This is a genomic window from Glycomyces dulcitolivorans, assembly GCF_003265355.1.
GTDB lineage: Bacteria > Actinomycetota > Actinomycetes > Mycobacteriales > Micromonosporaceae > Glycomyces > Glycomyces dulcitolivorans.
Genome location: NZ_QFRW01000322.1, coordinates 14727 through 30034, shown reverse-complemented (window position 1 = coordinate 30034; position 15308 = coordinate 14727). Strand labels below are relative to the sequence as shown.

Here is a 15308-nt window from a genome sequence, read left to right as displayed (position 1 = left end):
GCGCTACCGCTTCCCGAGGAGTCGGATGGCCTGCTTGAGGAGGGTGGGGACGTCCTGGCCGTCGGCGCCTTCGGCGTCGAGCTTCTCGATGGCGGTCTCCGCTTCCTTGGCGGTCCAGCCGAGGGCCTGGAGGCCCTGGCCGACCTGGGTGCGCCAGCCGCCGGGGCGGCCGCCGGGCTGCTTGGGGAGGCCGTGGAGGTCGACGGGGCCGATCTTGTCGGCGAGGTCGAGGACGATGCGCTCGGCGCCCTTCTTGCCGACGCCGGGGATGCGCGAGAGCGTGGTGGTGTCGCCGGTGGCGATGGCGTGGCGGAGGGCGTCGGGGCTGAGGACCTCGATGGCGTCGCGGGCGATGCGCGGGCCGATGCGCTGGGCGGACTGGAGCAGTTCGAACAGGTCGCGCTCTTCGGCGGTGTTGAAGCCGTGCAGGGTGATCGAGTCCTCGCGGACGATCGTGGAGATCGCCAGGACGGCGGTGGAGCCGACCTTGAGGTTGGCGAGGGTGCGCCCGCCCGCGTGGACGGCGTAGCCGACGCCGTTGACGTCGACGACGGCGTAGGCCTCGCCGACGGCGGCCACGGTTCCGGTGAGCTGGGCGATCATCGGGTGCGCTCCTTCGCTGCGGCAGCCGCCGACGCTTGCGAGGCGGCCGTGTGCGCGGCCGCGATGCGGGCTTTGACGCCGCCTCTCCACAAGTGGCAGATGGCGATGGCCAGCGCGTCGGCCGCGTCGGCGGGTTTGGGGGCCTCCTTGAGGCGGAGGATGCGGGTGACCATGGTGGTGACCTGGCGCTTGTCGGCGGTGCCGTTGCCGCACACGGCGTTCTTGACTTCGGAGGGCGTGTACGTGGCGGTGGGGAGGCCGAGGCGGGCGCCGGCGAGGAGTGCGATGCCGGAGGCCTGGGCGGTGCCGATGACGCTGGCGACGTTGTGCTGGGAGAAGACGCGTTCGACGGCGACGGCCTCGGGCTGGTGGGCGTCGAGGAGGGCTCGCAGGCCCTCGTCGAGGGCGAGGAGTCGGTCGCCAAGGGGCGCTTCGGGGTCGGTGCGGACGACGTCGACGGCGATCATGGTGCCGGGGGCTCCGGGGCGTCCTTCGACGACCCCGACGCCGCAGCGGGTCAGGCCCGGGTCGATCCCCATGACGCGCACGCGCTCCTCCTGTCGCTCGATTCGCGTCAGCTTATCCGGCCGGTACGACGTTCGGCCCGCAAGCGGCGCGGCGGCGGGTTCGCCGACCGGATCCGGTCGGGAATCGGACTGGTGGTGTTGCCCATAAAGCACTTGCCGGTCGGCAGGTCACATGGTTTGGTTGTAGTCGGCCGGTCGCACCGCACTCGCCCCCCATCGGCGCAACGAGGCGAACCCGCGGGCCCGCCCTGCCTTCCTCCGCTCCGTGAACCACTGGTTGGGAACAACTGTGTCTGCTGCCGCCTTCATGCCGCCCGTCGTGGCCACCGGCCACTCCCGACGCTTCATCGCCACCATGGTGTTCGTCCTCGGCGCCCTCTCCGCGACCGCGCCGATCGCGATCGACCTCTACCTCCCCGCCTTCCCCGCGATGGCCGACGCGCTCGGCACCCCCGAGAGCCGCATCCAGCTGACCCTGACGGCGATGATGATCGGCATGGGGCTGGGCCAGGCGGTGGTCGGCCCGCTCTCGGACCGCTTCGGGCGCCGCAAGCCGCTGCTCATCGGCATGTCCGTGTTCACGCTCGTGTCGCTGCTGTGCGCGGTGGCGACCAGCGCAGACCTGCTCATCGCGCTGCGCTTCGTGCAGGGCCTGTCGGGCGCGGCCGGGGTCGTGGTGGCCCGCGCGGTCATCCGCGACCACTTCGCCGGGGACGACATGACCCGTTTCACGGCGAAGATGATGTTCGTCACGATGCTCGCGCCGATGCTCGGCCCGATCGTGGGCGCGCAGCTGATCCGGTTCGGCCCGTGGCCGCTCATCTTCTACTTCATGGCGGTGCTGTCGGCGCTGTCGACGTTCCTGGTGTGGAAGTTCCTGCCCGAGAGCCTCCCCGCGGAGGACCGCCGGGCGATGACGGTGCGCGAGTTCGGGTCGGCGGTGTCGACGCTGGTGCGCGACGCGCACTTCATCGCGCCGACGATCGCGGTGCTCATGAACTTCTCGATGCTGTTCACGTACGTGTCGACGTTCAGCTTCATCTCGCAGAACGAGCTGGGGGCCTCCCCCGGGTTCTACTCGCTGCTGTTCGCCGTCGGCACACTCGCGCTGCTGGCGGGCAACCAGGCGAACATGCTCATGATCGACCGCACGAAGTCCTCCAGCCGCATGATCACCGGGATGGCGATCTCGCTGGCGGGCGTGGCGTTCCTGGGCGGGGTGCAGCTCGCGGGCGCGGCGAACCTGTGGACGGTCCCGATCGGGATCGTGCTCATGATGCTCGGCTGCGGCGTCGTGTTCCCCAACGCCGGCGCCGCGGCGATGTCCTCGCAGCCGCCGCAGATCGCCGGAACGGCCTCGGCGTTCATGGGCTCGCTCCAGATGGCCGCGGGCGGCGTCATGCCGGCCCTGGCGACCATCGGCGGCGTGACGCTGGCGGCGATGTCCTTCGGCCTGGGCGTGTACGCGCTGGCGACGGCGGCCGCGGTCGTGTGGACGATCGTGGTGTACCGCCGCGACCCGGTGCCGGGGATCGCTTAGGAGACAAGGGAAGGGGCCCGCAGCATTGGCTGCGGGCCCCTTTCGCGTTCGTCCTAGTCCTCGTCGAGCTTGGCGAGGACCTCGTCCGAGAAGTCGGCGTTGGTCCACACGTTCTGGACCTCGTCGGAGTCTTCGAGGGCGTCGACCACGCGGATGACTTTGCGGGCGCCTTCGACGTCGACCTCGATGTGCACCGAGGCCTGGAACCCGGCCTCGGCCGAGTCGTAGTCGATGCCGGCCTCCTGGAGGGCGGTGCGGACCGCGACCAGGTCGGTGGGCTCGCACAGGATCTCGAAGCCGTCCTCGCCGAGGCCGTTGACCTCGTCGGCGCCGGCGTCGAGGACGGCCATGAGGAGGTCGTCCTCGGTGAGGCCGTCGGCGGCGGGGACCATGATGACGCCGCGGCGGGAGAACATGTAGCCGACCGAGCCGGCCTCGCCCAGGGAGCCGCCGTTGCGGGTCAGCGCGACGCGGACCTCGGCCGCGGCGCGGTTGCGGTTGTCGGTCAGGCACTCGATGAGGACCGCGACGCCGCCGGGGGCGTAGCCCTCGTACATGAGCGTCTCGTAGTCGACCCCGGCGCCGTCGAGGCCGCCGCCGCGCTTGACGGCGCGGTCGATGTTGTCGTTGGGGACCGAGCTCTTCTTGGCCTTCTGGATCGCGTCGTAGAGCGTCGGGTTGCCCGTGGGGTCAGCGCCGCCGGTCCGCGCCGCGACCTCGATGTTCTTGATCAGCTTCGCGAAGATCTTGCCCCGCTTGGCGTCGATCGCGGCCTTCTTGTGCTTGGTCGTCGCCCACTTGGAGTGACCACTCATCCCGGCGTTCCTCGTTCCTCTTGCTCGTCCGGTCCGGCTCTCAGCCTCGGACCATGTCCACGAAGTACTGGTGCACCCGCGCGTCGGGGACCACCTCCGGGTGGAAGGAGGTGGCCAGGCAGGCGCCCGCACGTACCGCGACGATCCTACCGCCCGGCGCATCGGGGCCCTCCCCACCGCTGTCGACCCGTGCCAGCACCTCGACCCCGTCGCCGACCCGCTCGACCCACGGCGCGCGGATGAACACGGCCTTGAACGGGCCGCCCGCGACGCCGGCGATGCCGATCTCGGTCTCGAACGAGTCGACCTGGCGTCCGAACGCGTTGCGGCGCACCGTCATCGGGATGACCCCGAAGGAGCGCTGGTCGGGGCGGCCGTCGAGGACCTCCTCGGCGAGCATGATCATGCCCGCGCAGGACCCGAACGCCGGCATCCCCTCGTCGAGGCGCTTCCTGACCGGGTCGAACATGTCGAAGATGTCGAGGAGCTTGCTCATGGTGGTGGACTCCCCGCCGGGGATCACCAGGCCCTCGACCGCGTCGAGCTCGGCGGGGCGCCGCACCGGTACGGCCTCGGCGCCGGCGGCCTCCAGGGCGCGCATGTGGTCCACCACGTCGCCCTGCAGGGCGAGCACGCCGATCCGGGGCACGGTCATCAGAGAACTCCAAAAGTAGGCGGCTGCGGGCGCCTCAAGGGTAATCGCGTGCCGCCGGGGCGACTACCTGGTCGATCGGCGCTGTGACCGAAACCGGCCTGATCACGGGCGATGGGTGACGATCCGTTAAAGTCACCGATCGAACATGACGCACCCCTTGATGCCCGGGAGTTAGCAATGGCGACCAAGACCTCGAAGCGCAACCCGATGCCCACCTCGGTGCGGGCCGCCCGGAACACCATGTGGCTGGAGGCGGTCCTCGCCCTGCTCATCGGCGGGGTGATCGTGCTGCTCCACCACTACGCCGACGACTTCGTCCCGTCCGCGGCCGAGCACGACGTCTACCGCGGCGCGGTCGGCCTCGGCGGCCTCGCGGTGTTCCTGCTGCTCTCGACGCTGCTCATGCGGTTCCAGTGGCGGATCCTGTGGATCCTGAACCTGCTGGTCCAGCTCGGCGCGCTCGCGGGGCTCGGCTGGCTGCTGTTCACCGGCGGGCTCTACTGGGCGCTGTGCATCGGCCTGGCCATCGTCCCGATTACGATTCTGGGAACGCTTACCGAGCGCTTCGCCCGCCGCTGGTTCAACCACTAGGCGCCGACCCGATCCCCGTCCGAGAGGCACGCAGATGCTCCCCCAACCGAACTTCGGCCGCGACCGCGATCCAGGCAAGGGCGCGCCCGAGCCAGAGGGGGACGACCCGAACGCCAAGCCCAAGAAGGTCCTGCGCCTCCAGATCGCCCTGTGGGTCCAGGTCGTCAGCGCCGTCATCGCGGGGAACATCCTCGCGTTCTACGCGTTCTCGCTGCGCTCGGCCACCGTATCCGAGCTGACCGACATCTACACGAACGCCGAGATCGACGACCCGGCCAAGACCGCGCAGGACGCGTACGAGCTGTACCAGTCCACGAACTTCCTGGCCTCGAACCTCGCCATCGCCGGCTTCGCGGTCGTGGCCGCGATCGTCGCCGCCATGTGCGCGATCCGCTTCAAGACCCGCCAGAAGGCCGTCCGCTGGTGGGCCGTGGGCGCCACCGCGGTCCTGTTCATCGTCGGCATGTTCAACTCGACGGTCTTCGGCCTGTACGTCGCCCCGTGGGTGTTCGCCGCGGTGCTGTCGCTGTGGTGGCTGTTCTCCTCCGACATCCGGTACTGGATGGACGGCGGCGCGGCCCCGGCCGAGGAGCCGGAGCCGCGGAACGCCAAGGGCGCGAAGGACGACGAGGACTAGTCGCTGCCGTCGTCGGCGCCGTCCCCGTGTTTGGAGATGTAGTCGATGAAGGCCGCCCGCGCCAGCGGCTCGGCCGAGCCCCACTCGCCCCTGGTCCCCTCGTGCCAGATGCTGAGCAGGTCGTCGATGGCGACGCCGATCTCGGACACGTCGGGGTCGATGTCCTCGGCTTCGAGCGCGGTCGGGGTGTGCCGGAACAGGTCGATGAAGAACCGCCAGTCACGGCGGTCGCGCGCGAGCGCGAAGGCGCGCTTCTGGAGCTCGGGAGTCGGGTACTGGTCCAGTTCGGTTGCGTTCATGGCCCAAGACTAGGCGTGTCGGAGCCGCGCCGGAGCCCGTCGGCTTCCTAGGATCGGCCCATGCGCACATTCGCCGTCGCCGCCTTGAGCGCGGTCGCCTTCGCGGGACTCGGTTCCGCTCCCGCCCAAGCCGATCCGATTCCGGTCGACCCCGGGATCGGCAGCGGAATCGGGACCGGGTTCCTGTACCTGGAGGTCGACCGCGAGAGCGGCCCGACCGAGCGCGCGGTGCTGTCGTGCCCGGGCGGGCAGGGGCACTCGCGCGGCGAGGAGGCGTGCATCCAGCTGACCGGCGTGGACGGCGAGATCGGCGCCCTCGAAACGGCCGACGGGATCTGCACCAAGGAGTACGCCCCGGTGACCCTCAAGGGCTTCGGGATCTGGGAGGGCCGGTTCGTCTACTACGAGAGCGGGTTCGGCAACCACTGCGAAGGCGCGCTCGCCACCGGCGGGACCGTCTTCGACATCCTCGAACGCTAGCGACGAGAAAAGGGCCCGGGCTTGATGCCCGGGCCCTTTCGCTTGCGCTGCTACCAGCCGCGCTTGGCGAGCTTCTGCTCCTCGGAGAGGGTGTCGACGTTGATGCCGACCATGGCCTCGCCCAGGCCGCGGGAGACCTCGGCGATGATCTTCGGGTCGTCGTGGAAGGCGGTGGCCTTGACGATCGCGGCGGCGCGCTTGGCCGGGTCGCCGGACTTGAAGATGCCCGAGCCGACGAAGACGCCCTCAGCGCCCAGCTGCATCATCATGGCCGCGTCCGCGGGGGTGGCGATGCCGCCGGCGGTGAAGAGCACGACCGGGAGCTTCCCGAGCTTGGCGACCTCGGCGACGAGCTCGTACGGCGCACGGAGTTCCTTGGCGGCGGCGTACAGCTCGGTCTCGTCGAGGATCCGCAGGCGGCCGATGTCCTGGCGGATCTGGCGCATGTGGCGGGTGGCCTCGACGACGTTGCCGGTCCCGGCCTCGCCCTTGGAGCGGATCATGGCCGCGCCCTCGGCGATGCGGCGCAGGGCCTCGCCGAGGTTGGTCGCGCCGCACACGAACGGCACGTTGTACTTCCACTTGTCGATGTGGTTGGCCTCGTCGGCGGGGGTGAGGACCTCGGACTCGTCGACGTAGTCGACCCCGAGGGACTCCAGGACCGCGGCCTCGGTGAAGTGGCCGATGCGGGCCTTGGCCATGACCGGGATCGACACGGCCTCGATGATGCCGTCGATCATGTCGGGGTCGGACATGCGGGAGACGCCGCCCTCCGCGCGGATGTCCGCGGGGACGCGTTCGAGCGCCATGACCGCGACGGCCCCGGCGTCCTCGGCGATCCTGGCCTGCTCGGGGGTGACGACGTCCATGATGACGCCGCCTTTCAGCATGTCGGCCATGCCGCGCTTGACGCGGGCGGTCCCGACCTCGGCCTCGGTCTTCTGGGTCTCTGACACGGTCACCGGCTCCATCTGGGTACGTCGGGCTTCAGGGGTGCTGACCTGGCCGATTCTACGCCGCGACGGACCTCACAAGCCCGTTGATACAAAGCGGAGGGCGGGTGAGCGGTCAATGCACGGGGTCGTCGATGTCCCAGTATTCCGGGCGGGGAAGACGGTGTTGCAGGCGCAGCAGGACGGCCACGCGCAGGGACCGGGAGGCGACGGCGTCGCGCACGAAGTCGGTGTGGATCTGGCGGGCCAGGGCGACGCGGCGGTTGGCCGATTCGAGGTCGTCGGTCCAGACCGGGTTGCGCGAGAGCTCGCGCAGGGCGTGGGTGAGGTCGTTCTCGGCGTACTCGCGCAGTTCGCGCTGGCGCTGGGTGGCGGCGGGGACGGCCACGACGGAGAGCGCGAGGGCCACGACCGCTTCGAAGCCGGGGTTGCCGACGAACTTGAGGACGGTCTCGGCGCGGTCGTCGAGCTTGGCGATGAGCGCGGTCTCGGCGGCGCGGGCGCGGCGGTGCAGGCGTTCGACCCGCGCGACCGTCCAGGTCGCGTAGGCGCCCGCAACGGCCACGACCGTCACGAGCACCGCCAGCCACCACATCGGTGTCATCGTACGGGCATACGGCAGCGGCCGGAGTTCCGGCCGCTGCCGCGTTCGGCTGCAAGGACAGCGGTGTTACGCCTCGCCTCCTTCGCGCGCGCCGCGGACCTGCCAGGCGGCCATGAGTCCGAGCAGGAACGTCAAAGCGCCGACGATGACGTTGCTCCAGGCCAGACCCATGTCCGGATTGGTGATGAGCACCCAGGGCGAGACCGCCAGCCAGATGCCGACCGCGCACATGGCCCAGCTCATGCCGTACATGCGCTCGGGCGCGATGGTGAATCCGAGTGCGAGCATGCCGATCGCGATGCCCATGATGAGGTTGTGCGTCGCGAACTCCGGCTGTGCGGCCGAGAATCCGACCACCCACGGGGAGATCACGCAGTAGAGGCCGACGAGGAAGACCGGCGCGTCGATGAGCGCCACATCCCTTCGGCCGAGCATCTTGTCGTAGCGGGCTCGCATTTCGTGGACGTCCGGGTGAGTGGTGAGATCACCGCGGTGCGAGACATCGGCCATACCGACTGCCCTCCGTCCGGTCCGCGCGCGTGCGGCTGCACGGGAATACGCGGACCGCTACTCACATTATGGACCCGTTGTGACGTTGAGTAAAGAGTCGGGCACTCAGCGTCTTTCCGCGCCGGCCTCGATCGCGGCCCGGTAGACCTCCAGCAGACGCGCGGCGACCTCGGGCCAGTCGTAGCGCTTGACCCACTCGTTCGCGCGCTCGACGTACGCCGTACGAAGTGCGGGCCCGTCCAGGAGCCGCCCGGCCTTCGCGGCGAGGTCGGCGGCGTCGCCGACGGCGAACAGCTCCCCCGACCGGCCGTCGTCCAGGACCGAGCGGAACGCCTCGATGTCGCTGGCGAGCACGCAGGTGCCCGCGGCCATGGCCTCGGTCAGGACCATCCCGAAGGACTCGCCGCCGGTGTTGGGGGCGACGTACAGGTCGACGCCGGCGAGCATGGAGGCCTTCTCCTCGTCGGAGACGGCGCCGAGGAAGCGGATGCGGGAGGCGATCTCGGGGTCGAGGCCCGCGACGGCCGCTTCGGGGTCGCCGCGGCCGACGACGAGCAGGTGCAGGTCGGGGCGGTCGGCGGCGAGGCGCGCGAAGGCCTCGCGCAGGATCGGGAAGCCCTTGCGGGGCTCGGTGAAGCGGCCCATGAACCCGATCGTGGGGCCCTCGGGCTTGTCCGCGAGCGGGGCGGCCTTGCGGTAGAAGGCGACCGGGACGCCGTTGGGGATCTCCACGGCGCCGCCGCCGAGGTGCTCGACCTGCACTTTGCGCGCGTAGGCGCTGACGGCGATCCGCGCCGAGAGGCTCTCCAGGACCAGCTGGGCCATGTGCTTGCCAGCCGCGAGCATCCGCGAGCGGGTCATCGCGGTGTGGAAGGTCGCCACCACCGGGCAGCGGGCGTTGAGCACGGCCAGGCACGACAGGCTCGGCGTGAGCGGCTCGTGGACGTGGATGACGTCGAAGCCGCCCTCGTTGCACCACTTGCGGACCCGCGCGGCCGACATGGGCCCGAACGCCAGTCGCGCGATCGACCCGTTGTAGGGCACCGCGACGGCCTTGCCGCCGGAGACGACGAAGTCCGGCAGGCCCTCGGTCTCGGTGGCCGGGGCCAGGACCGAGACGTCGTGCCCGGCGTCGATGAGGGTCTCGGCCAGGTCGCGGATGTGGAACTGGACGCCGCCGGGGACGTCGAAGGAGTACGGGGAGACGATCCCGATCCGCAGGTCCCCCATCAGGTCGCCGGCGGGGGCTGGAAATCGGCGGTCCAGAACCGCTGGAGCATGTGCCAGTCCGCCGGGTGGGCGCGGATGCCCTCCTCGAACGCGTCGGCGACGCGCTGCGTGGTGGACGCCAGGCGCTCGCGCAGCGACCCGGTTCCGGTGTCCACGGGCCCGGAGATGCGGCAGACCGCCCGGTCGTCCTCGTAGTGGATCGCGGCGGTGAACAGGTCGACCCGGTTGCGGATCGCCAGCAGCGCCGGGCCCGACGGGAACGTCGTGGCCTCCCCGAAGAACTTCACCTCGGTGCCCGAGCGGCCCAGGTCGCGGTCGGCGACCAGCGCCGCCACGTGCCCGGCGTTCAGTGCTTCGCCAAGGGCCGCTTGGGGGTTGCGGTCGCCGCCGGAGGTCGGGATGATGTGCATCCCCAGGGACTCGCGGTATTCGAGGAACCGCCGGTAGACCCCTTCGGGTTTCAACCGCTCGGCGACCGTGGTGACCGGGTCGCCCGCGATGCGGGTGGCCCAGGCGCCGGCGAGGTCCCAGTTCCCGCAGTGCGGCAGCGCGATGACCGAGCCCAGGCCCTGCTCGGAGCGGGCGTGCACCGGGTCCCAGCCGATCATCTCGAAGCGGCGCTGGAGGTGCGCGTCGTCCATCGACGGCAGCCGGAACGCCTCGATCCAGTACCGGGCGTACGAGCGCATCGCCCGGCGGACGAGGTCCTCGTCGGGTTCGCCGCCGACGACCCGGGCGAGGTTCCTGCGCAGCTGCTGCACGCCGCGGCCGTTCTTTCGCGCCGCCCGGTCGGCGAAGCGCCTGCTCAGGCCGTACGCCGCGGACTCGGGCAGGAGCCGCACGCCCCGCCAGGCCGCCAGGTAGGCGAACTCGGTCAGGCGCTCAGGCATCGACGCGCTCCTCGCCGGCCGCGAAGGCCGCGCGGGAGTGGACGAGCCGCTGCACCACGGTGATCGAGGAGAGCACCGCGAGCAGGCCCATGCCGGCCTCCAGCGCGAACGGGACCCCGAAGACCTCGGCGAGGACCGCGACCCCGGCGAGGATCAGGCGCTCGGGGCGCTCGGCGATCCCGACGTTGCACTCGATGCCCAGGGACTCGGCGCGGGCCTTCACGTACGAGACGACCTGGCCCACGACCAGCGCCGTCAGCGCCAGCGCGGCGCCGAGGAAGCGGTCCTGGGCGAGCAGGAGGTAGGCGAGGCTCGCGAAGATCGCGCCGTCGGCGAGCCGGTCGCAGACCGAGTCGAGGAGGGCGCCGAAGCGGCTGGTGGTGCCGTTGACGCGGGCGATGGCGCCGTCGAACATGTCGGTGAACACCGACAGGCCGATGACGATGAGCCCGGAGAGCAGGTGGCCCTGCGAGAGCAGGGTGAGGGAGGCGGCGACCACGATCGCGGTGCCGGTGATGGTGACGGCGTTGGCGGACACGCCGACGCGGATGAGGAGCCTCGCGGCGGCGTCGACGTAGCGGCGTACGCCCGCTCGGCCGGAGGTCCGAAGGAACTTCGCCATGGTCTCCTGGTTTCTCGGCAGCGCCCAAGTGGGTGTTCGGGCAAGTGGGTGCGGCGCCCGTCCCGGCCGGCCGGTGCGGGGGCTGTGCCTTCGACTCTAATCGTGCCGGAGCGGTCACACCCGCTCCCATGCGGCCGCGAGTTGGTCGCGGGTGTCGGCGAGGTACTGCGGGAGGGTCTTGGTGCGGCCGATGATGGGCATGAAGTTCGCGTCCCCGCCCCAGCGGGGGACGATGTGCTGGTGGAGGTGCCCGGCGATGCCGGCGCCGGCGACCTGGCCCTGGTTCATGCCGATGTTGAACCCGTGGGCGCCGAGCGCGGAGCGCAGGACGGCCATGGCGCGCTGGGTGAGCAGGCCCATCTCCAGGATCTCGTCGGTGTCGAGGTCGGTGTAGTCGGGGACGTGCCGGAAGGGGACGACCATGAGGTGGCCGGAGTTGTAGGGGTACTTGTTGAGCACCACGAACATCGTCTGGCCGCGGGCGACGATGTTGCCGTCGCGGTCGTCGAGCTTGGGGATCTCGCAGAAGGGGCAGCCCTCGATGTCGGCGTCGTCGCCGGTGGGCTTGCCCTCCCCTTGGATGTAGGCCATGCGGTGCGGCGTCCACAGCCGCTGGTACCCGTCGGGGACGCCGACGCCTTCGCCTTCGCGCTCTTCCACGGGACGATCCTAGTCGGAAAGCGGTAATGCGACGAAATCCCCGGGACACTCCACCTCGGATAAGCTCCGGACGTGACGTTGCCCCAGCTGTACCTCGTTGTGCTCATCGGCTGCGTCACCGTGCTCGTCTCCATCGCGGCCATCCGCGCGACCCACCGGCTGGGGCTGCCGGCGCTGCTGGTGTTCCTGGCGGTGGGGATGGTGCTGGGCGAGGACGGGGTGGGGATCCCGTTCGAGGACTTCGAGTTGGCGCAGGTGCTGGGGACGTTCGCGCTGGCGCTGATCCTGATCGAGGGCGGCCTGTCGACGCGGTGGCGGGCGATCTCGGGGCAGCTGGCGCCGGCGTCGATGCTGGCGACGTTCGGCGTGGGCGTGTCGGTGACGGTGACGGCGCTGGGGGCGCACTACCTGCTCGGGTTCGAGTGGCAGACGGCCCTGGTCATGGGCGCGGTGCTGGCGTCGACCGATGCGGCGGCGGTGTTCTCGGAGCTGCGCGGGGTGGGGCTTCCCAAGCGGCTCAGCGGGACCCTGGAGGCGGAGTCGGGGTTCAACGACGCGCCCGCGGTGATCCTCGTGCTGGCGTTCTCGGCCGCGGAGGGGCTGCCGAACACGTTCGAGCTGGTGGGGCTGCTGGTGTGGGAGCTGGCGGCCGGATCGGTGATCGGCCTGGTCGTGGGCTTCGGCGGGGCGTGGCTGCTGCGGCGGCTCGCGCTGCCGGTGTCTGGGTTGTACCCCCTCGCCGTGTTCAGCCTGGGGATGGCGGCGTTCGCGGCGGCGGGGACGCTGCACGCGTCGGGGTTCATCGCGGCGTACCTGGCGGCGCTGGTGCTGGGGAACTCGCACCTGCCGCACCGGGCGGCGACGCAGTCGTTCGCCAGCGGGCTGGGCTGGGTGGCGCAGCTGGGCATGTTCGTGATGCTGGGGCTGCTGGCGTCCCCGGACAACCTCATCCACATGCTGCTGCCGGCGCTGCTGCTGGGCGCGGTGCTGACGTTCGTGGCGCGGCCGGTCTCGGTGTGGCTGTGCCTCATCCCGTTCCGGTTCTCCGGCAAGGAGAAGGCGCTGCTGTCGTGGGCGGGCCTGCGCGGGGCGGTGCCGATCGTCCTGGCGACGATCCCGCGCTCCGAGCATTTGCCTGGCGCGCAGTCGCTGTGGGACCTGGTGTTCATCCTCGTGGTGGTGTTCACGCTGTTCCAGAGCCCGACGCTGCCGTGGGTGGCCAAGCGCCTCGGACTGGCGCGGGCCGGAGTGGTCCAGGAGGTCGACATCGAGACGGCGCCTTTGGACGCGGTCGACGGCGAGGTCCTGACGATCACCGTCCCGAAAGGGTCGGGGCTGGCGGGCATCCGGATATTCGAGCTGCGGCTGCCGGAAGGGAGCGCGATCGCCGGGGTGGTGCGCGTCGACCGGCTGTTCGTGCCCGCCAAAGCCGACCGGCTGCGGTCGGGCGACCAGCTCATCGTGGTGACGACGCCGAAGCTGCGCGAGGCGACCGAGCAGCGCCTGACGGCCCTCGCGCGGGCCGGGCGGCTGGCGCGCTGGCTGGGCGAGACCGGCAGGGACTGACGGAACCGGTCGGCGTGCAAGCGCGTCCCATACTCATGCCCATGAAGCTCCTCGCCGCCGGCCTGCTGCTCCTGTTCGCCACCGCCGCTTGCACTTTCACGCCCACCCTGACCCCGGTCGACCCCGCGACCGACGCGGCCCGGGTCGAACCGGTCCCCGACGACCGGCCCGAATGGGGCGCGCTCCTCGTCTCGGTGACCGACGAGGACGGGACGCCGCAGGCGAACGTCCCGCTCGAACTCACCGGCCTCGACGAGGGGAACGAGGCCCCCGACTGGGAGTCCGCCCCCATGACCGGCCCCGACGGCACGATCGAGCTGACGAACCTGCTGGGCGCCTTCGAAGTCGCCACCATCCTCGACGACGGCACCGTCAACGACCTCGACGCGGTCGTCGTCGAGCCGGGCGAGACCGCCCGCGTCGACCTGGTCGTGTCCTAGACGCCGGACCCCGCAGGGGTGAACGCGACCAGCGCGACGTGCACCGTTGCGCCATACTGGGGTCGACGGCCGTTCCCTTCCCGCGTGGAGGCACGTGTGTCCGGACACCCCCCGAGCCCGCCCGAATCCGACCGCCCCACCCGCGCCCAGACCGCCTTCGCGGAGTGCCTGAAGCTGACGCGCGGCCAGCCGCGCCTCGCCGAGCTGCACGCCGCGCTCGCCGCCGCCCTCGAACGCCTCGGCCAGCCGCTGCGCGTGGCCATCGCGGGCCGGGCCAGCCGCGGCAAGTCGACGCTGGTCAACGCCATGATCGACCGCGACGAGGTCGCGGTCGGGCGCTCGGAGACGACCTCGGTGGTCACCGAGCTGTCCTATGCGGCCGCTCCCGCGGTCACCGTCCGGTACGAGGACGGCGGCGCCGTCCACGGCCACCCGCAGGACCTGCACCGGCTGACGGTCCGGGACCGCGACGGCGCGCACCCCGCGCCCGGAGTCGCCCGCGTCAAGTACGGCGTCCCCAGCGAGTTCCTGAAGTCCTTCCGGCTCCTGGACACCCCGGGCCTGGCGAGCGTGTACGAAGAGGACGGCACGGCGACCGAGGACGCCCTCGGGCTGCGGTCCCACCGCGACAGCGAGACGGCCCTGCTCGCGGCCGACGCGCTCGTGTTCCTCATCGACTCCGAGGTCCACGAGGAGGACTTCGCGCTGGTCGAGCGGTTCGCCGAGAAGACCCCCGGGAAGGTCACGCCGGTCTTCGCGATCGGGGTGTACGCCAAGTGCGACATGCACTGGCGCCCCGGCCTGCCCGAGGCCGACCCGCTGGAGCAGATGCGGGCGGTGTCGGGCAGCCGCCACGCGTCCCCGCAGCTGTCGCGGTACTTCTTCGACATGGTCGCCGTCGCGGCCGTCGCCGCGCACGGTGCGGCCCGGCTCACCCCCGGCATGGTCGACGCGCTGCGGGCCCTGGCGAAGGCGGACCCGGCGGAGCTGGCGAACCGGCTGCTGTCGGGGCGCCGGTTCGTCGACGGCGCCGACTTCGCGCCCGACGTGCCCGCCAGCATGCGGCTGGAGCTGTTCGAGGCCCTCCAGGCGTGGGGCCTGTACCGGGCCTGCCGGTTCCTGGCCGAGCACCCCGGGGCCGAGGCCGCGCAGTTGCGGGCGCACCTGCGGGAGATCAGCGGCGTCGGGGGTCTGAACGAGAAGCTGGCCCGGCACTTCGGGAACCGGGCGGCGTTCATCAAGCTCCACTCGGGACTGCACCGGGTGCGCCAGGGCGTCACCGCGGCGAAGGCCGGCGCGGAGCGGGCCGAGCTGGCGGTCCTGGAGCTGGTCGAGCAGAAGCTCAACGAGCTCGAATACGAGGACTCCAGCCTCGACGAACTCGACGCGCTGGCCGCGTTCTACGCCGGGGACCTCGGGTTCACCCTGGCCGAGCGCGAGGAGATCCTGCGGGTGACCGGCGAGCACGGGACGCGCTGCGAGCAGCGGCTGGGCCGGGGCGCGGACACGCCGCTGGCGGAGCTGGAGCGGCTCGCGCTCGAACGCGCCGCGCACTGGTCGCGCCGGTGCGAGGGGGCGTCGCTGCCGGGCCGCAGCCGCCACGTCGCGCGGATCATCCGCAACAGCTACCAGCGGATCCTCTACCGCATCAGGCAGGCGCAATCGCTGCTGGACATCAAGGAGTGA

The 15308-nt window shown here is 71.2% G+C and carries 19 protein-coding genes; 7 read left to right on the top strand and 12 right to left on the bottom strand.

Translation table 11 applies throughout. The annotated features are described in order from the left end of the window. Positions 1 to 3: 3 nt before the first annotated feature. Together ruvA and ruvC are read right to left on the bottom strand one after the other, a co-directional pair. Positions 4 to 603: a Holliday junction branch migration protein RuvA gene (gene ruvA, locus DI269_RS24105; protein ID WP_112140720.1), complete on the bottom strand. Its 600-nt coding sequence runs from the start codon at positions 601 to 603 to the stop codon at positions 4 to 6. Then, positions 600 to 1151, bottom strand: coding sequence for a crossover junction endodeoxyribonuclease RuvC (ruvC, locus tag DI269_RS24100; protein ID WP_198667705.1), 552 nt, complete (start codon positions 1149 to 1151; stop codon positions 600 to 602). The genes ruvA and ruvC overlap by 4 nt, the downstream gene beginning before the upstream one ends. Positions 1152 to 1419: 268 nt before the next feature. Here ruvC and DI269_RS24095 point away from each other — a divergent pair, with 268 nt between their 5' ends. Further along, positions 1420 to 2670, top strand: coding sequence for a multidrug effflux MFS transporter (locus DI269_RS24095; protein ID WP_198667704.1), 1251 nt, complete (start codon positions 1420 to 1422; stop codon positions 2668 to 2670). A 53-nt stretch (positions 2671 to 2723) separates the two neighbouring features. On the opposite strand, the gene DI269_RS24090 is transcribed toward DI269_RS24095, so the two are convergent. Together DI269_RS24090 and pdxT are read right to left on the bottom strand one after the other, a co-directional pair. Further along, a complete protein-coding gene (locus DI269_RS24090) occupies positions 2724 to 3485 on the bottom strand; it encodes a YebC/PmpR family DNA-binding transcriptional regulator (RefSeq protein WP_112140717.1) in 762 nt (253 codons plus the stop codon). Positions 3486 to 3525: 40 nt separating this feature from the next. Continuing rightward, on the bottom strand, positions 3526 to 4140 hold the full coding sequence (gene pdxT / locus DI269_RS24085) for a pyridoxal 5'-phosphate synthase glutaminase subunit PdxT (protein ID WP_112140714.1): 615 nt from the start codon (positions 4138 to 4140) through the stop codon (positions 3526 to 3528). Between the two features lie 177 nt (positions 4141 to 4317). Here pdxT and DI269_RS24080 point away from each other — a divergent pair, with 177 nt between their 5' ends. Then, entirely contained in the window at positions 4318 to 4731 is a 414-nt protein-coding gene (locus DI269_RS24080) for a hypothetical protein (protein ID WP_112140712.1), read from the top strand. A 34-nt stretch (positions 4732 to 4765) separates the two neighbouring features. Further along, positions 4766 to 5368, top strand: a complete 603-nt coding sequence (locus DI269_RS24075) for a hypothetical protein (protein WP_112140710.1) — start codon at positions 4766 to 4768, stop codon at positions 5366 to 5368. Here DI269_RS24075 and DI269_RS24070 read toward each other — a convergent pair. Beyond that, positions 5365 to 5667 (bottom strand): hypothetical protein, encoded by a 303-nt coding sequence (locus tag DI269_RS24070; RefSeq protein WP_112140707.1) that lies wholly within the window; start codon positions 5665 to 5667, stop codon positions 5365 to 5367. The two genes, DI269_RS24075 and DI269_RS24070, sit on opposite strands and share 4 nt — an antisense overlap. Positions 5668 to 5727: 60 nt before the next feature. Between DI269_RS24070 and DI269_RS24065 the strand changes: the two genes are divergently transcribed. Next, a complete protein-coding gene (locus DI269_RS24065) occupies positions 5728 to 6147 on the top strand; it encodes an SSI family serine proteinase inhibitor (RefSeq protein WP_112140705.1) in 420 nt (139 codons plus the stop codon). A 50-nt stretch (positions 6148 to 6197) separates the two neighbouring features. On the opposite strand, the gene pdxS is transcribed toward DI269_RS24065, so the two are convergent. The 7 genes from pdxS to DI269_RS24030 all read right to left on the bottom strand — a co-directional run bounded on the left by pdxS (position 6198) and on the right by DI269_RS24030 (position 11616). Continuing rightward, on the bottom strand, positions 6198 to 7118 hold the full coding sequence (gene pdxS / locus DI269_RS24060; RefSeq protein ID WP_112140703.1) for a pyridoxal 5'-phosphate synthase lyase subunit PdxS: 921 nt from the start codon (positions 7116 to 7118) through the stop codon (positions 6198 to 6200). 97 nt (positions 7119 to 7215) lie between these two features. Next, positions 7216 to 7704 carry a hypothetical protein gene (locus DI269_RS24055; protein ID WP_157975180.1) on the bottom strand — a complete coding sequence of 163 codons (489 nt, stop codon included), beginning with the start codon at positions 7702 to 7704 and terminating at the stop codon, positions 7216 to 7218. A gap of 66 nt (positions 7705 to 7770) precedes the next feature. Beyond that, complete coding sequence (locus tag DI269_RS24050; protein WP_112140697.1) at positions 7771 to 8214, bottom strand: SPW repeat protein; 444 nt, start codon at positions 8212 to 8214, stop codon at positions 7771 to 7773. A gap of 105 nt (positions 8215 to 8319) precedes the next feature. After that, positions 8320 to 9435, bottom strand: coding sequence for a glycosyltransferase family 4 protein (locus DI269_RS24045; RefSeq protein WP_112140759.1), 1116 nt, complete (start codon positions 9433 to 9435; stop codon positions 8320 to 8322). Positions 9436 to 9443: 8 nt separating this feature from the next. Then, entirely contained in the window at positions 9444 to 10334 is an 891-nt protein-coding gene (locus tag DI269_RS24040; protein ID WP_112140694.1) for a phosphatidylinositol mannoside acyltransferase, read from the bottom strand. Beyond that, entirely contained in the window at positions 10327 to 10956 is a 630-nt protein-coding gene (gene pgsA, locus DI269_RS24035; protein WP_112140692.1) for a phosphatidylinositol phosphate synthase, read from the bottom strand. Before pgsA ends, DI269_RS24040 begins: the two co-directional genes overlap by 8 nt. A 114-nt stretch (positions 10957 to 11070) precedes the next feature. Further along, complete coding sequence (locus DI269_RS24030; protein WP_232822885.1) at positions 11071 to 11616, bottom strand: HIT family protein; 546 nt, start codon at positions 11614 to 11616, stop codon at positions 11071 to 11073. 72 nt (positions 11617 to 11688) lie between these two features. On the opposite strand from DI269_RS24030, the gene DI269_RS24025 reads away from it, so the two are divergent. The 3 genes from DI269_RS24025 to DI269_RS24015 all read left to right on the top strand — a co-directional run bounded on the left by DI269_RS24025 (position 11689) and on the right by DI269_RS24015 (position 15308). Then, the gene (locus tag DI269_RS24025) at positions 11689 to 13182 is read left to right on the top strand and encodes a potassium/proton antiporter (protein ID WP_112140690.1); all 1494 of its coding nucleotides are present in this window, start codon (positions 11689 to 11691) and stop codon (positions 13180 to 13182) included. A gap of 41 nt (positions 13183 to 13223) precedes the next feature. Then, a complete protein-coding gene (locus DI269_RS24020; RefSeq protein ID WP_157975179.1) occupies positions 13224 to 13622 on the top strand; it encodes a hypothetical protein in 399 nt (132 codons plus the stop codon). Positions 13623 to 13718: 96 nt separating this feature from the next. After that, entirely contained in the window at positions 13719 to 15308 is a 1590-nt protein-coding gene (locus DI269_RS24015) for a dynamin family protein (protein ID WP_198667703.1), read from the top strand.

What these genes read in the sequence shown, in the direction of transcription:
- ruvA (WP_112140720.1), bottom strand. Translation starts at nt 603, where the DNA reads ATGATCGCCCAGCTCACCGGAACCGTGGCCGCCGTCGGCGAGGCCTAC.
- DI269_RS24090 (WP_112140717.1), bottom strand. Translation starts at nt 3,485, where the DNA reads ATGAGTGGTCACTCCAAGTGGGCGACGACCAAGCACAAGAAGGCCGCG.
- pdxT (WP_112140714.1), bottom strand. Translation starts at nt 4,140, where the DNA reads ATGACCGTGCCCCGGATCGGCGTGCTCGCCCTGCAGGGCGACGTGGTG.
- DI269_RS24080 (WP_112140712.1), top strand. Translation starts at nt 4,318, where the DNA reads ATGGCGACCAAGACCTCGAAGCGCAACCCGATGCCCACCTCGGTGCGG.
- DI269_RS24075 (WP_112140710.1), top strand. Translation starts at nt 4,766, where the DNA reads ATGCTCCCCCAACCGAACTTCGGCCGCGACCGCGATCCAGGCAAGGGC.
- DI269_RS24070 (WP_112140707.1), bottom strand. Translation starts at nt 5,667, where the DNA reads ATGAACGCAACCGAACTGGACCAGTACCCGACTCCCGAGCTCCAGAAG.
- DI269_RS24065 (WP_112140705.1), top strand. Translation starts at nt 5,728, where the DNA reads ATGCGCACATTCGCCGTCGCCGCCTTGAGCGCGGTCGCCTTCGCGGGA.
- pdxS (WP_112140703.1), bottom strand. Translation starts at nt 7,118, where the DNA reads ATGGAGCCGGTGACCGTGTCAGAGACCCAGAAGACCGAGGCCGAGGTC.
- DI269_RS24055 (WP_157975180.1), bottom strand. Translation starts at nt 7,704, where the DNA reads ATGACACCGATGTGGTGGCTGGCGGTGCTCGTGACGGTCGTGGCCGTT.
- DI269_RS24050 (WP_112140697.1), bottom strand. Translation starts at nt 8,214, where the DNA reads ATGGCCGATGTCTCGCACCGCGGTGATCTCACCACTCACCCGGACGTC.
- DI269_RS24040 (WP_112140694.1), bottom strand. Translation starts at nt 10,334, where the DNA reads ATGCCTGAGCGCCTGACCGAGTTCGCCTACCTGGCGGCCTGGCGGGGC.
- pgsA (WP_112140692.1), bottom strand. Translation starts at nt 10,956, where the DNA reads ATGGCGAAGTTCCTTCGGACCTCCGGCCGAGCGGGCGTACGCCGCTAC.
- DI269_RS24020 (WP_157975179.1), top strand. Translation starts at nt 13,224, where the DNA reads ATGAAGCTCCTCGCCGCCGGCCTGCTGCTCCTGTTCGCCACCGCCGCT.